14 protein-coding genes and 1 pseudogene are annotated in these 15,001 nt (G+C 38.2%); 11 read left to right on the forward strand and 4 right to left on the reverse strand.

All coding sequences use genetic code 11. The features are described from left to right. Positions 1-112 precede the first annotated feature (112 nt). The 3 genes from ACJ9PY_RS12405 to ACJ9PY_RS12415 all read right to left on the reverse strand — a co-directional run bounded on the left by ACJ9PY_RS12405 (position 113) and on the right by ACJ9PY_RS12415 (position 1,843). Entirely contained in the window at positions 113-613 is a 501-nt protein-coding gene (locus tag ACJ9PY_RS12405) for a VOC family protein (protein WP_089362193.1), read from the reverse strand. 286 nt (positions 614-899) lie between these two features. After that, positions 900-1,313 (reverse strand): VOC family protein, encoded by a 414-nt coding sequence (locus tag ACJ9PY_RS12410; protein WP_048686391.1) that lies wholly within the window; start codon positions 1,311-1,313, stop codon positions 900-902. 62 nt (positions 1,314-1,375) lie between these two features. Beyond that, positions 1,376-1,843, reverse strand: coding sequence for a DinB family protein (locus ACJ9PY_RS12415; protein ID WP_411740142.1), 468 nt, complete (start codon positions 1,841-1,843; stop codon positions 1,376-1,378). Positions 1,844-2,006: 163 nt separating this feature from the next. On the opposite strand from ACJ9PY_RS12415, the gene ACJ9PY_RS12420 reads away from it, so the two are divergent. Continuing rightward, entirely contained in the window at positions 2,007-2,498 is a 492-nt protein-coding gene (locus tag ACJ9PY_RS12420) for a hypothetical protein (protein WP_411740143.1), read from the forward strand. Between the two features lie 198 nt (positions 2,499-2,696). Continuing rightward, positions 2,697-3,077: a VOC family protein gene (locus ACJ9PY_RS12425; protein WP_053535009.1), complete on the forward strand. Its 381-nt coding sequence runs from the start codon at positions 2,697-2,699 to the stop codon at positions 3,075-3,077. 97 nt (positions 3,078-3,174) lie between these two features. Here the strand turns inward: ACJ9PY_RS12425 and ACJ9PY_RS12430 are convergent, their stop codons facing one another. Further along, the gene (locus tag ACJ9PY_RS12430; protein WP_095678412.1) at positions 3,175-3,495 is read right to left on the reverse strand and encodes a 2Fe-2S iron-sulfur cluster-binding protein; all 321 of its coding nucleotides are present in this window, start codon (positions 3,493-3,495) and stop codon (positions 3,175-3,177) included. 266 nt (positions 3,496-3,761) lie between these two features. Here ACJ9PY_RS12430 and cdaS point away from each other — a divergent pair, with 266 nt between their 5' ends. From cdaS to ACJ9PY_RS12475, 9 genes and pseudogenes are all read left to right on the forward strand, one after another. Next, positions 3,762-4,388, forward strand: a complete 627-nt coding sequence (gene cdaS, locus ACJ9PY_RS12435) for a sporulation-specific diadenylate cyclase CdaS (protein WP_411740144.1) — start codon at positions 3,762-3,764, stop codon at positions 4,386-4,388. Between the two features lie 268 nt (positions 4,389-4,656). Further along, positions 4,657-5,403 (forward strand): type I methionyl aminopeptidase, encoded by a 747-nt coding sequence (map, locus tag ACJ9PY_RS12440; RefSeq protein WP_057277666.1) that lies wholly within the window; start codon positions 4,657-4,659, stop codon positions 5,401-5,403. 223 nt (positions 5,404-5,626) lie between these two features. Continuing rightward, positions 5,627-6,385, forward strand: coding sequence for a helix-turn-helix transcriptional regulator (locus ACJ9PY_RS12445; RefSeq protein WP_411740145.1), 759 nt, complete (start codon positions 5,627-5,629; stop codon positions 6,383-6,385). 117 nt (positions 6,386-6,502) lie between these two features. Next, entirely contained in the window at positions 6,503-7,750 is a 1,248-nt protein-coding gene (locus ACJ9PY_RS12450; RefSeq protein ID WP_411740146.1) for a GTPase, read from the forward strand. A 116-nt stretch (positions 7,751-7,866) separates the two neighbouring features. After that, on the forward strand, positions 7,867-9,009 hold the full coding sequence (locus ACJ9PY_RS12455) for an acyl-CoA dehydrogenase family protein (RefSeq protein ID WP_411740147.1): 1,143 nt from the start codon (positions 7,867-7,869) through the stop codon (positions 9,007-9,009). Positions 9,010-9,940: 931 nt separating this feature from the next. Beyond that, entirely contained in the window at positions 9,941-10,261 is a 321-nt protein-coding gene (locus ACJ9PY_RS12460) for a (2Fe-2S) ferredoxin domain-containing protein (RefSeq protein WP_057277663.1), read from the forward strand. Positions 10,262-10,733: 472 nt separating this feature from the next. Further along, positions 10,734-11,924: a sensor histidine kinase gene (locus tag ACJ9PY_RS12465; protein ID WP_268592690.1), complete on the forward strand. Its 1,191-nt coding sequence runs from the start codon at positions 10,734-10,736 to the stop codon at positions 11,922-11,924. A gap of 108 nt (positions 11,925-12,032) precedes the next feature. After that, positions 12,033-14,021, forward strand: a complete 1,989-nt coding sequence (locus ACJ9PY_RS12470; RefSeq protein ID WP_411740148.1) for an acetoacetate--CoA ligase — start codon at positions 12,033-12,035, stop codon at positions 14,019-14,021. A 115-nt stretch (positions 14,022-14,136) separates the two neighbouring features. Continuing rightward, positions 14,137-14,508 (forward strand): annotated as a pseudogene (locus ACJ9PY_RS12475) (IS1595 family transposase); the annotation flags it as partial. Positions 14,509-15,001: the final 493 nt, after the last annotated feature.

The raw sequence follows: 15,001 nt of genomic DNA on the forward strand, positions 1-15,001 counted from the left end.
TTTCTACTTTGGTAAATATCAAAACCTAATTTCACAAGTACCGAGAAATTAGGCTTTAACTATTTTAAAATCGTTCACCCTTCTGCCTAATCAGAATGTTGTTTATTGGAACTTATCCTTGATACGCCTGCTCTAAAGTTTTAATGTCAATTTTCTTCATTTGGAGCAACGCCTTCATCATTCTTTCCGATTTTTCAGGATTGGAGTCGTTCACCATCTCGGTTAGACTTTCTGGGATGATTTGCCATGACACACCAAATTGATCTTTCAGCCAACCGCACACTTGCGCCTTTTCATCTCCGCCTTCCGAGAGTTTCCCCCAATAATAGTCCAATTCTTTTTGATCCTCGCAATGGATGATAAATGATATTGCCTCTGTGAATTTGAATTGCGGACCGCCATTTAATGCTACGAATGTTTGTCCTTCCAATTCAAATTCCACGGTCATCACTGAACCCATTGTCTTTCCATGGATTTGATTTCCTTCATTTCCATAGCTAGTGATTCTTCCGATCTTAGAATTTTCGAAGATGGATGTGTAGAACTTTGCCGCCTCTTCGGCTTGTGAATCAAACCAAAGGTTAGTTGTGATTTTTTGAATTTTGTTTTTCATCATTTTTCTCCTTTTTTGTTTTCATCCTTGCTATATGATCATGGAAATGAGAATTGATTCGATAAGATAAGATTAAATACCTTGAAAGTACCCTTTCACTATACACCTTTTATCCTGAACCAAGATAATGATGTAAAGTTAGGTTGTGTTTTGTGTTTTCCAACCGATCATTTAACTAATCCCCTTAATCCTTTGCTTGTTACAATATCCTTCTCATGGTGATGGAAATACAAAAGGATATAGAAACTTTTCAACCGTGAAAAGTCCTATATCCAAATTTGGTTTCTCAGCTTTCGAAGTTAAATTGCCATTGGATTCCGAATTTATCGGTTAACTGACCGTAAATTTTACTCCAGAATGTTTCCTGCAGCTCTAGACCAACCGTGCCGCCTTCACTTAGTTTGTTAAAGATCGATTTAATTTCCTCCACATCATTACCGACATATGCAAGGCTGATATTATTTCCTTCTACAAAAGGCATACCAGGAAAAGTATCTGAAAACATGATATTACTACCATTAATAGTAAGCCTTGTATGCATGACTAAATCTTTCGCTTCTTCTGGAAGGGGAAATTCCGGATTAGGCGGTGTTTCCCCAAAGGTCATGATATTTGGTTGTTCCGTTCCAAAAACCTCTGCGTAGAACTCTACTGCTTGTCGACAATTCCCATTAAAATTAAGATATGCATCAACTGACATGTATCTCACTCCTATTTTCTTATTTATTTTTCATTGCTCCCAATTTATTACTTAATGCATGATTACCTTACGAAAAATTCCGGTGGTTCAATTCCAAGGGTTCTAAGATAAATATAACCCTGTCCCCTATGGTGGATCTCATTTTCCAGGGCATATTGAAGTCTATCAAAGTGGCTTTGTGAGGGACCGAAAAAAGGATCTTTTTCAACCACTCCAAGCGTTTCCTCGGTCATTTCCTCCCACAATTTCCTCGTCTCATCCCTTACTGCTTCGCATGCTGATACGAGTTCTTCTTTGGTGGAAATTACGGTAAAGGATTCTGGAAACTCCCAAATACCCAGTGCAATTCCACGCATATATCCAGTCTCAATGTTCATGACTTCTTTAACCATCTCTGCGAAAGGGCGAAGCTTCCCGGCCGGTGTATAATGAAATAATTCCTTTTCAGGGAAAGCTTCAACCACCCGCAACGTCAATCTCCTGTTGCCTTCCAATATATTTAACAAACCCTCTTTCGAAAGAACCACCATTTCACTCTCCTTTGATCAATACTCTGTATAAAAGTTCTGTGAAAAATCGAAAAGTCCTGCAAATTCCTGAATATAAAGAATGCATAGCTTTTTTTATAAACAATGGAGCAATTCCATTAATGTATAATTAACCAATAGATAAAGTAAAAAGGGGAAATGTCATATGTTCGGTTCATTAAATAAAACTAAATTAATAAAAAATGATTTAAAAGGCATTGCGAAATTAATGTATCAGGATGTGTCAGTTGACACTTGGGATCAAGAGAACCTAACAAAGAGAAATTTAGATTTTACTATTGAAAGCATTCGTTATATAGATGCTTATACGAAAAGATTAAGCACTACTCAAATGGGTAGGGAACTTTTAAAGAATCATTTTGATAATTTTGTGGTAAGGATAGGTGCGTATATTGGAGAAGTTATAAAAAGGAATATAAATCAAGATTATAAATGGTATGAATATGATTCTGTATATCATTTTTCTTCTGCACTTGATGAAGTGAATAGGGGCATTAAAACAGAGACGGTTCTTTACTCCAAAAAGAGAGATAGAGTTATAATGCCATTGACTGTGGTAGCTCAACATCTGGAAGGGAATCCGGCACATGCAGATTTCTTGGAATATGTAGAAGAAACAATTAAGCAAAGTTCGTAAGAGATATCCGCTTCCCATAAACAATTGTGTTGGTTTTCAAAAACCTTCCCAAAAGAGGAAAAATTCAATTTTTGTAAATATTGATTAAATCTTTCATTTATTATACGATTTAATCAGTTATATTTTCCCAACCAGCATGATGCTTATACATAAATGATTCAAATTAATAACGGAACCAGCAGAAAGGGAGAGAAGCCAATGATTAATAAAGTCGGTCAAATTATGTTATACGTTAATAACCAAGATGAGTCATTGAAATTTTGGACGGAAAAATTCGGATTTAGCGTAATTTCTGAAGAAGATAACGGCCAAGGGTTAAGATGGATTGAAATAGCACCAACAAAGGATGCACAAACGAGTATCATCCTGCATAATAAGGAATTCATTGCTAAAATGCAGCCTGAATTAAATCTTGCTACACCTTCATTAATGTTTTACTCGGATAATCTTGATGAATTATATAAAGACTTTTCGGAGAAGAATATCAAAGTGGGAGAACTTGTAAATATGCCATCTGGAAGAGTCTTCAATTTTGCTGATAATGAAGATAATTACTTTGCGGTCATGGAAAAGAAGTAAATCATTTAGCTAAAGATAAAAAACATCAAAACGACTAGAAAAAATATTTTTAGTCGTTTTGATGTTTTTTGATCAAACTACACTCTTTATGAAACATTTAGTCTTCAGGCCTTGGTCCAGCAGGAAGTCCAGAGTTCTCAACCGTTTTGATCGGCCGAATTGTTATGTCTCCATTCACGTAAATTTGACAAGATAAACGCAAATGATCTTCCATTCCTTTTTCCTCAAAGACCTTTTTTTCTTTATGTGTAACCTCCAAAAAATCACCTGCCAATATTTCCACTCTGCAAGTTGTACACTTAGCTTTCCCACCGCATCGGTGGAGAATATTTATCCCGTTATCTTCCAATGCCAATACTAATTTTTTTCCCATTTCAACTTCAAACGTTCCTTGGTCTAATACTGTTACATAAGGCATCTAATACCACCTCTTATTATAGGATATCTATCAACAGGTCATTAATATATCTATTCTCTTACCTTGTCCATATGACATAAAAAAATGTGAAGTCACTGCTGATTTATAGTAAAGATGAATAATTAATTATCGTGAAGACAAACTTTAAGTACATTCATAATTATTAATGTAAAAAGGGATAAATAGAGCTAGGGAAAATAAGCATGGTCTTTTAGTGGGAATTAAGATCTATTCAAAAAAAGAGTAGAATAATTAAAGGGAGGTGCATGCCTGTGAAAAATGGACATTGTGATTTTTCACCAATGAAACAAACGTTAAAAGAGGAGATAAGCCAAGTAATATCGGCATTACAGGATAACTTAGAAGCAATGGGTGATGAAAATTATTGTCTTCTTGGAAATTTCGAGAAAATAAAGGATAAATTCATATACATTGATATGAAAGCAGCAACATTTTATCTAAACTGTTATTTGTCACCATTTACGGACAAATATCCCGAATTATCAACTTGCGTTCAAAATTTATCGAATTTGAGACATGGCGGGTTGATTGTGATTCAACGGGGAGATCCCCTTGATTCATTGATTCAACCCGGTATTTCTATAGGAGCGGAGTTAACCCATTCTTTATTGGAATCGATTTTTTTTCCTGGAAATCCACTGCATGATGGTGCCGTTTTGGTTAGTCAAAATCAGATTGTTTCCGCAGCAAATGTCCTTCCGCTTTCAGACATGTCAACCGGGGGAAAGAAACTGGGAACACGGCACCGCTCTGCTTTGGGTTTATCTGAACGGAGTGATGCCCTTGTATTGGTAGTATCAGAGGAAACAGGAAGAGTTTCATTTGCAATGAATGGGAAACTGTACCCAATTAATACACACGGGCCTATATAGAATTATTAAGACCATAAGTCACAGGGTAATTATCATGTTCCAGTTAATTCACCCCTGGAATATTCAATCGCGTAATAAGTAATCGCTGGATCCTTTTTAGGCTTTTGTAATTTTGCTTATTTTATCAGAATTACAGGTACAGAAAATTTCATGAATTAATCAACCCGGTGATTTTTACCGGGTTTTTGGTTGCTTTTTATATAAAAAAAGGCATATGATAAATAAGGAGTCTCAAGCAGATAAGTTATAAAACGAAAGAGGATTTTACATGATAACCATTAAAAGTGAACGAGAAATAAATTTGATGCATGAAGCGGGCAAACTTCTTGCTGCGACGCATAGAGAAATTGCAAAAATGATAAAACCGGGTATCACGACTTGGGAAATCGAGGAATTTGTCGATCAATATTTGGCAGAGCATGGTGCTACACCTGAACAAAAGGGCTATAACGGCTATAAATATGCAACATGTGCCTCAGTGAATGATGTGATTTGTCACGGGTTTCCGCAAAAGAAAGCCCTAAAAGAGGGAGACATCGTCACGATCGATATGGTGGTGAACCTTAACGGCGGTTTGGCGGACTCAGCTTGGACATATGCAGTCGGAGAAGTTTCCGAAGAAGCTCGGCGCTTAATGGATGTAACCAAGAATGCTTTATATAGAGGCATTGAAGTTGCACGGGCAGGAAATCGTCTCGGGGACATTGGGCATGCAATCCAGTCTTATGCAGAAGGTGAAAAGTTTTCTGTTGTCCGCGATTTTACAGGACATGGAATCGGCAAAACCATGCACGAGGACCCTACCGTCCTACATTATGGTAAGCCAGGTAAAGGTGCCCGTTTAAAAGAGGGCATGGTCATCACGATTGAGCCTATGCTGAATGCAGGAACATGGCATATGAAAATGGACCAAGACGGCTGGACGGCGAGAACGGCAGATGGAAAGCTTTCCGCCCAATATGAACATACCCTCGTCATTACAAAAGAAGATCCGATCATTTTAACGGAACAGTAAGCAAAAAAAGAAACGGCCTTATCATAGGCCGTTTCTTTTTTTGTTTTAAACTATTTCACAATAAACCTCGACAGAATATTCGGAATTCTCCTATCCCACAATAGATCGAATCCAAAAAATTAGTACTAGGCAGTTTGGCATTAAAAACTTTACTATTATGTGGCAGCACAGGATAATAAGGGGAAGGAAGAAATATTTAATTATATACAGTATTAAGGGGGGAATGACTGTGAAGAAAGGGGAGAAACTGTCTGCGACGGTAGAAACCGTGGGGTTGAGCCAGCGCGAATTTTTAACGATTTTCTTACTTCACTCTTTGAGGATAAAAGCGAATTATCCAAGGGCGATTCATCAGGACCTGAAAAATACGTTCACTGGAAAAGTGCATAGCTATGACTATTTATGTAAAATATCGAATACGCTAGTCGAATCCAATCATTTATCATTATATACGAATAAGGGAAGAAATTATTTTCAAATAACGGAAAAAGGCAAAGAGCTTTACATATGGTATCAAGAAAATTTCCTGGAACGGTTTTCCGAAGTGAAAAAGGTCATTGATCGCTTCATGTTCGATTTAAGGGGATCTGGTGAAAACCCACCGGTTGTAAATGAGCTTCCAGAAGAATACAGGTCTTATTTCTCGAAAATAATATCGGTGAAGGACCTTGTCCGTTATGTAACTTTAAAAGCCGCTTTCACTAAGAAACCCATTTATATGGGGGAAATTGGCGATCTGCTTAAAAATCAGTTCGGCTGGATCGCTTCAAATGGCTATTTATACGATTTATCTCATGAAATGGAAGAGAACGGCCTACTTGTCGGCAGGTGGGAAAGTGAAAAACGAACTAAACGGTATTTACGAATAACCGATGAAGGACAGCATCATTACAAACAGATTGCGGATTCTGCGGCCTTTCAAGTCCAGGAAATTCAAAAATACATGGCCAGTGTCGTTATGTTCTTAAAAGAAAAGAGTTAAATGATTAGACCAAAATGGAGCCCCTTAATTTGCAAGTAGAATGAAGTTACATGCTTAAATTGAATCGTTCAAGGGTAAATGTTACTTAATACACTTCTAAAAAAGGGGGAATAAGTGATGGCGGAAAAACAAGATGAAATGGGAAGCATATTCAGTTTCATTAAAGGCCAGGTAGATAAACTCCCAATTTCACAATCGAAAAAGACCAAAATGCTCGACCAGCTCTTAAAGCTTAAAACGATGACTGTTGATGCAAGGGAACCGCGAATTGCTCTTGTCGGTAGAAGAGGGTCTGGAAAATCCTCACTGATCAATGCGATGTTTGGTCAGGAACGGCAATATGTCAGTTCCGTTAAATCTGGAACGGGTAAGGGTAAATGGTTATGGTACCCGAGTGATGCCGAACCCAAAATTCGTTTACTGGACTCACGCGGGCTGGGTGAGAGTGAAGCTCCTACGGAAGAGTTCGAAGAAGATACACCATTGGATGAATTGATAAAAGCGGTGACTGAAGAACAGCCTGATGTGTTTCTTTTCTTGATTAAAGCAAAAGAAGCGGATTCACGTATTGAAGAAGACTTACAAGAATTGAATAAGCTGCGCAAGATCGTTAAAGAGAATCACCATTATGATGTACCTGTCATCTGTGTGGTCACACAAGTGGATGAATTAGATCCGCCACATTATAAACAAATACCTTTTGATGCCAATCCTAAGAAAAAAAAGAATATTGATGAAGCCATCGCTTTGATGTCAAAACGATTTAAAGAGAGTGAAATACCACTTTTGAACATTATCCCTACTTGTTCGTATATTGATTTTGATGAAAGCGGAAATATTGAATATGATATGCGTTGGAACATAGATTTGCTTTCTGATTACTTAATTGAGGCCTTACCCAGTGAAGCGAAGCTGAAGACAGCCAAAGCGATGCAGAGCCAATTCGTAAAGAAAAAATTCGCACGGACGATAGTGGGAACGTTTACGGCAATCGCAGGTTTAATAGGTGCAGAACCAATACCTTTTGCCGATTTTCCCATTTTGACCGGCATTCAAGGTTTGATGATTGTGGTGATTGGTTTTATCGCGGATAAAGAAATCAACATGAAAACGGCAAGTGAATTCATTGCAGCGTTAGGAATCAATGTTGGCATTGGACTCCTTGTCAGGGAAGGTGTCAGGGCTGCAGTCCGTTTCATCCCAGGAGCTGGTCTAGTCGTTTCCGGAGCGGTAGCGGGTGCCGTCACTTATGGAATCGGGCAAGCCGCGATAGCTTACTTTCTAGAAAACAAGAATATTGATCAGGCGAAGGAGGCTTACAAGAACGCGAACAAAGAATATAAAAATGAAGACATTGACTCTTAATGTGCAGATTCGAACCATAAACTACACTAAGGTGATATGATAAAGTGGAGTTAGCCGTTCTGTATCTGCTGCTGGATGGTTCAAGATTTTTGTTTACTAGAGGAGGGATGATCTTCATGTCGTTTTTTCAATCACAGAAGCAAAAAGACTATATACAAAAATTAGAGGACGCGATTCAGTTGTTTTCCGGCCGATCTGAGGCACTTGATGATTCAAAGGGGTTTCCTTATGAAAACATTCAGGAGTTAAAGGAATTCGGATACCCCCAATTAACATTAGCTAAAGAGCATGGGGGATATGGCGGTTCCTTATATGATTTTCTCCTATGCCAAGAAAAAATAGCTCAATATTGCGGCCCAACAGCCTTAGGAATAGGCTGGCATGTCGGAACGGTACTTTCCTTATCGGAAAAGAGACATTGGGAAAAAGGAGTCATGAAAGAATTGTATGATGAAGTGTCGAAAGGTGCACTAATCAATACGGCAGCATCTGAGGCTGGAACGGGGAGTCCGACGCGCGGAGGCCGACCGGAAACCATCGCGATCAAAAAGGGTAATCAATGGAATTTGAATGGCAGAAAGACTTTTACTACACTCTCTCCTGTCCTTGATATTTTTCTCGTAACGGCATGGGTTCCCGAGGATGAGCGACTTGGCACATTTTTAGTTCATCGTGATGTAAAGGGTGTAAGTATAGAAGAAACTTGGGATATGATTTCCATGCAGGGGACAGGAAGTCATGATCTGGTGTTAAATGATGTCAGCCTGCCTGAAAAGTATTATGTCATGAAAAGCAATCCTGGTGAAAAAAGAAAACCTGAAGCGTGGCTATTACATATACCGGCTTGCTACTTGGGAATCGCAGTGGCTGCCAGAAATTACGCAGTCGAATTTGCGAAAACCTATTCTCCGAATAGCTTGCCAGGACCAATCAGGGACCTTCCGAATGTTCAACGTACAATCGGGGAGATGGAACTGGAATTGGGTGAAGCACACCATTTCCTCTACTCTGTCGCAGAAAAATGGGTGCGGCAGCCTGAAGATCATGATGAATTATCGAAGCAATTGGGGGCAGTTAAGTTATCGGTCGTCAACAAATCGATCTCCATCGTCGATAAAGCGATGAGAGTCGTCGGAGCCAAAAGTTTACAACGAAACAATCCCCTGCAACGCTACTATAGGGATGTACGCGCAGGACTCCATAATCCTCCGATGGATGATGCAACAATCACCATGCTCGCAAAATCAGCTCTTTATTAAATTCTTATTCAAATATTTTTTTGATGGCACTGAAATGATCGTTTCAGTGTTTTTTCTATTCTTTTTCTAACATTATTTTGTGTTTTCGTTTTAAGGGCATTATAAGGTGTAGTCTTTCTTCCATACACATGTAAGACTTCTAGAGTGTAGGGAAACTAGAACAAAACATTTATAAAGTCAAAGTTGGAAAAACCAGGTATTCACAAACTTAAGAACAAACAACTGAATGAGTTACATGGATTCAATTGCAAAATAAAAAGAGGCACGAAAAGTACTATTCACACGTAATCAAAGGGAAGGTGCCCTGCTACCCTAGTTGAAAGCTAACTGATGATTTGAAGTAAGCTCTGTGGAGATGAGTCTCTACAGAGTTTCTTCATTTTTCTTATTTTGTGCCGCTAAACCTATTCCAATTCTCTGTCACTTATAGAACCTTTATTTTTTCTGGAATTCGGGAGAAAATAGAATTAGAAAGTCCCTGAATCGGTGCTTGGCTTATTTATGTTTTATGGGCGGTGCAATAAAGCGATTGAAGGTAGTGTAGAGAAAAGAACCGTTGAAGTGGAATTTGATCCAGACATGTACCATAACATTAAAAAAAGAACGTGCGAATTGTAGCACGATTTCTTTTAGAGTAACATATACTTTACCGGGGTATGGTTTATAATTTGTATGGTTTATCATTACCCTGGCCGTTGATTGTTTCCATACATCCTGTGGAAAAAGGAAATAGCGTTTATTCTCTGAAATTCGACCTGTCTGAATACTCTTATAATGCGTTTGTTGATAGTAAACCCGGAAACCTTGTCATCAGGTTAGTCCGATAGAGTTTAAGGTTGATAAAAATTTGAGGAGAATTTAAGTTTTATGATAAAGTCAATAGCCATCGATTTGCTATAGAGGTCAAATAAAAAGGAAATGGGGAATTTATATGAACTTAGATGGGGTTAGCAAACATCTATTAATTTGCAACGGGAAAACATGCACGAAAAATGGAGCAGAAGAAGTAACAGAGACGATTAGGGGTGAATTGAAAAACTTAGAACTACAAAAGGAGATTCACACAACAAAAACATTATGCAACGGCCAATGCAAGCATGGTCCGATCGCTATTCTATATCCACAAGGAACCTGGTATAAAGAAATGGATAAAACAAAAAGTAAAGAGCTTATTCATAAATTGAAAGAAAATGACAATGTTCATCTAGGTTCTGAACTTTATTATCATGATGGGAAAACATTCAAGAACTAGAAGAGTGAATGAACTGTAACATCTCACTTCTATATCTAAAAAGGGTTTCTGTATATGACGCTTTTCTGGAAGAAAAAAATTGCGATATTCAGTGGACTGATCATTTTTACCCATCAGTCGATAATTTAATCAATAGAGTTTACATCTCCCCATTAATACTAATTGAAAATTGTTCTCTTAGAAAATTCAACAGTTTTACCAATATGAAAAAAATACCCGTTTTTAAGAACGGGTATTTTTTATATAACATTACCTCAAATTCTTTCCTGGATGGCGGAAGAGGAAACTTTTAATTTCCTCATAATAATTTAACTAGCTTATCATTCTCTATCTTGATATGATTGATATGCCTGTCTAAATCTTCGAAAAATATCGAAAGTTCGGTGTAAAAATGAATCTTATGACCAAAGATTTACTGATTAACTTTTTACTTATCCTTTTTCCGATCTTTTTATTGCAAATGAGCTATCTAGTGAAGTACGTATATCGTTTAGATGCATTAAAAGGATCCTTCCTATCGATTTTCCCTATTCTTTCACTTGTTCTATGCATGTTATTTCCCGTTGTTATAGAAGATGATTTTGTTTGGGACCTTAGATGGATCCCTTTTCTATTAGGCGGTTTATATGGAGGCTATCGGTTAGGAATCATATTGATAGTCATCACTCTTGTTATCCGCTATTTATCAGGGGGTGATAATGGATTTTATATATCATGCATCACTTTTCCACTAGTGGGTGTTTCCTTGTTTTTTATATCTAAATACTATTTGAAACTCTCTGTCAGTAAAAAAATTCTCATCGGTATATCATTAATCTTCATTGTACATATTCTCACGCAGTTTATTTCAACAGTAGTATTTGAACTTACTATCGGCATAAGTTTATGGAAACAATACTTCACGATCCAAGTCATTGGAATTGTTGTTGTAATCTTACTATGGGAGGTCATCCTCACTAATTTTCAGGTTCTCGAAAAATTAGTGAAAGCGGAAAAGTTGCAAATCGTTAGTCATCTGGCTGCTAGCATATCTCATGAAGTCAGAAATCCCCTTACAGTTACCAGGGGATATATACAAATGTTAAGCGAAGACGTTTCTTCCCATACAAAGGTCAGATATGCAAATATTGCACTGAAGGAATTGGATCGGGCCACGGATGTCATTAATGATTATTTGACATTTGCTTCCATAAGTCCTGAAAACACGGAGCGATTAAGGGTATCGGAGGAAATTCAGCATGTCGTTAACAGCATAAAACCCCTTGCTAACAATAATGGAACAGAATTGAAGTTATCACTAATCGAAGATGGAGCTTATTCTATCATGGGGGAAAGGAAGAAATTCCAGCAGTGCTTGTTCAATATCCTAAAGAATGGCATAGAATCGATGGACCATGCTGGCGAAATATACATAGATTTAATTCGTGCTGCCTCCACCATCCAAATTAAAATCCAAGATCAGGGAATTGGAATGACACAGGAACAGATATACCGTTTAGGTGAGCCTTACTTCACGACAAAAAATAAAGGGACGGGATTGGGCATGATGGTTTCATATAGCGTTATCAAAAGCATGGATGGTACGGTACATGTGTCAAGTGTACAAGGGAAAGGGACATGTTTCTCCATTAACTTGCCCATACATAAATACGAGCCTAATTGAGTTTAGTGTAAATTGACAGTTTTGAAACTCATAGATTACAATTTAAGTAAACTACCAATATTATGAAATGATTCAATGACGCATTTGATACCTAAGGGAGATGATTGCATGAAATCGCTTACAGATGGACAAATCATTTGGGAACCGACAAAGGAACAAATCGAGCAAACGGTATTGACTCAATATGTGAAATGGTTAAAAGAAAAGAAAAATTTAACATTTCATGACTATCATGAATTATGGAAATGGTCGGTAGATGAACTGGAGCAATTTTGGGCTTCAATTTGGGATTATTGTGATGTAAAAGCCGGCAGGACATATGACAGGGTTTTAGCGGAGCAATCCATGCCAGGTGCGAAATGGTTCGAGGGGGCAAGGCTTAATTATGCTGAAAATGCATTATTGAATGATCAAGAAGAGAAAACGGCGATTTTTTTTCGTTCCGAACATATCAGGCAGCAAGAGGTTAGCTGGAAAGAGCTGAAAGAAAAAGTGGCATCTGTCGCCCATTCATTAAGGAAACTTGGTGTGAAATCAGGTGACCGTGTTGGTGCCTATATGCCAAACATACCCGAAGCGGTGATAGCTTTCTTGGCAACAGTGAGCATAGGTGCCATCTGGTCCAGTTGTTCACCTGACTTTGGGGCAAGAAGCGTCATAGATCGTTTCAAACAGATTGAACCAGTTGTATTACTGGCGGTTGATGGATATCAGTACAATGGAAATGTATATGATAAAACATCGGTCGTCTCCCAGCTTAAACAGGAATTGGTCACTGTCAAGCATACCGTGCTGGTTCCTTACATAGAAAAAAAGATTTTGGAAGTGAATCTGGCAGATACAGTTCCTTGGGATGACCTATTAAAAGAAAAGGCAGAATTATCTTTTGAAAGTGTTCCTTTCGATCATCCTCTTTGGATTCTCTATTCATCAGGTACAACCGGGATGCCAAAACCGATTGTACAAGGGCATGGCGGTATATTATTGGAGCATTTCAAATCAACAAGAATCCATCAAGGCATGACTTCCGAGGATACCGTATTCTGGTTTACGACGACAGGCTGGATGATGTGGAATCTCCTTATGGGCGGTTTGCTTAATGAAGGGATCATCGTCCTTTATGACGGCAGTCCTTCTTTTCCGAATAGGGATGTTCTTTGGGAATTGGCGCAAGATACAGGCATGACTTTCTTTGGAACAAGTGCACCATTCCTTACGAATTCCTTGAAGTTAGGAAACAAGCCCCTGGGAAAATATGATTTATCGAAATTGAGGGCTCTTTTTTCAACTGGAGTTCCATTATCTGGAGACGGTTATAAATGGGTGTATGAAAATGTCAAGAAGGATATCTGGCTCAGTTCATCCAGTGGCGGGACCGATGTATGTGCCGGATTTGTGGGCGGTGTTCCAACATTGCCCGTGAGGATCGGAGAGATACAAGGAAGGGCATTAGGTGTTTGTGCGGAAGCCTTTGATGAGCATGGTCAAACATTGATTAATGAAGTCGGTGAATTGGTCATTACCAAACCGATGCCGTCCATGCCGCTTTATTTCTGGAATGATCAAGATGGGAAAAGATACTACGAGAGTTATTTCGATACGTATCCTGGCATATGGAAACATGGTGATTGGATAAAGATCGACGACAAGGGCAGCTGTATCATTTATGGACGTTCCGACTCGACCATCAACCGTTCTGGTGTACGGATGGGAACTAGCGATATCTACCGGGTCGTCGAAGCGATCGACGAGGTGATGGAAAGCCTTGTCATTGATAGGGAAGTGCTTGGCCGCGGTTCCTCACTGCTGCTGTTCGTTGTCCTTAAGCCCGGTAATAGCCTGGATACAGCATTGACGGCAAAAATCAAGGAACAAATCAGAGGGCATGTGTCCCCTCGCTTTATCCCTGACCAAATCCATGTCGTTGAACAAATTCCTAAAACGTTGAACGGGAAGAAAATGGAAGTCCCGATACGTAAAGTGTTATTAGGTTTCGAGTTTGATAAAGTAGTGAATGCAGACTCCATGGGAAATCCAGAATCACTACAGTTCTTTAAAGAATTAGCTCTCGAGCTGAATGAGAAAAAAATATTCTAGCAATCAGGCGGAGCAAAAAGCTCCGTCTTTTTTTTAGGCTGTTTAGTATAGATTGTTATTTTTTCCACCTACTAATTGAACATAGATATCATCCGTTTTATAGAGGCGTTTAGTGATGTGGGAAAATGTATACGAAGGTTTCAGCAAACAACTAAGTCAAAGCAATTGGCTTTATTTGAGGCCATAAAACAAGCTTTGTTTCCAGAAAATCTGATAGAATTGAAAAATTGCTCAGATCTATACGTGAAGCTCGATTGCTTCAAGTATAGGTTGCGTTCATTGTGGAAGTACACTGTAAAACGCAATGGGTAGCCTCGGCTTCAAACAATTAGAAAGTATTGTCGAGAGTGATGAAACATTTTTTCGTTAGTCTTTAAAAGGCCGCCGCGTGATCAAACATAGAAAACCGAAAAAAAAAGGAGAAAAAGATAAAAAAAGAGGAACTTCTAATCTAAAGATTGCCGTAGTAGTAGCTCAAGACCGCAATGACAAACCATTGGTTAGTTCTCTAAGGCCTATTGTAGAGTTGACGCAAACTGTGCGATTATACGGGCACATAAAGCACCCGTAATTTCTACTTATATTTAGAAAGGGGCAAAAAGTATGTTTCTTGTTTCTTTAATTTTCTTTCGTATCATTTTCTATTACTTTGCGAATAAAAAGTCCTTAACGAGTCTTTTTAAAGAAATGTACGGAGCTACACCATGCTTAAGAATATATTGATTCGTTAAAAAGTATTATATTGAAGAAGCCGAAACATTGATCAATTCACCAGAAATTTTAGCTATATTGGAAACCGTACTAACCAAACATGATCAATCGTAGAAACGAATACAGCAATGTTGAAACAGATGAAGTGATTGCTACAAGTTCACCTTACTTTAAATCAGATGTTGCTTTGAATGTACATTCTTTTTTTACCAGAATTGAATATCAAGAAATGACCGCGAATGAAGAAAATTATTTTTCAAAAACTTTAT

Origin of the sequence: Peribacillus sp. S4, assembly GCF_046715815.1 — a bacterium.
Taxonomy (GTDB): domain Bacteria; phylum Bacillota; class Bacilli; order Bacillales; family DSM-1321; genus Peribacillus; species Peribacillus frigoritolerans.

Excerpts from the sequence above, each read along its gene's own strand:
- ACJ9PY_RS12415 (WP_411740142.1), bottom strand. The coding sequence starts at position 1,843 with ATGGTGGTTCTTTCGAAAGAGGGTTTGTTAAATATATTGGAAGGCAAC.
- ACJ9PY_RS12445 (WP_411740145.1), top strand. The coding sequence starts at position 5,627 with ATGACTGTGAAGAAAGGGGAGAAACTGTCTGCGACGGTAGAAACCGTG.
- ACJ9PY_RS12420 (WP_411740143.1), top strand. The coding sequence starts at position 2,007 with ATGTTCGGTTCATTAAATAAAACTAAATTAATAAAAAATGATTTAAAA.
- ACJ9PY_RS12430 (WP_095678412.1), bottom strand. The coding sequence starts at position 3,495 with ATGCCTTATGTAACAGTATTAGACCAAGGAACGTTTGAAGTTGAAATG.
- ACJ9PY_RS12450 (WP_411740146.1), top strand. The coding sequence starts at position 6,503 with ATGGCGGAAAAACAAGATGAAATGGGAAGCATATTCAGTTTCATTAAA.
- ACJ9PY_RS12460 (WP_057277663.1), top strand. The coding sequence starts at position 9,941 with ATGAACTTAGATGGGGTTAGCAAACATCTATTAATTTGCAACGGGAAA.
- map (WP_057277666.1), top strand. The coding sequence starts at position 4,657 with ATGATAACCATTAAAAGTGAACGAGAAATAAATTTGATGCATGAAGCG.
- ACJ9PY_RS12470 (WP_411740148.1), top strand. The coding sequence starts at position 12,033 with ATGAAATCGCTTACAGATGGACAAATCATTTGGGAACCGACAAAGGAA.
- ACJ9PY_RS12455 (WP_411740147.1), top strand. The coding sequence starts at position 7,867 with ATGTCGTTTTTTCAATCACAGAAGCAAAAAGACTATATACAAAAATTA.
- ACJ9PY_RS12425 (WP_053535009.1), top strand. The coding sequence starts at position 2,697 with ATGATTAATAAAGTCGGTCAAATTATGTTATACGTTAATAACCAAGAT.
- ACJ9PY_RS12405 (WP_089362193.1), bottom strand. The coding sequence starts at position 613 with ATGAAAAACAAAATTCAAAAAATCACAACTAACCTTTGGTTTGATTCA.
- cdaS (WP_411740144.1), top strand. The coding sequence starts at position 3,762 with ATGCCTGTGAAAAATGGACATTGTGATTTTTCACCAATGAAACAAACG.
- ACJ9PY_RS12410 (WP_048686391.1), bottom strand. The coding sequence starts at position 1,313 with ATGTCAGTTGATGCATATCTTAATTTTAATGGGAATTGTCGACAAGCA.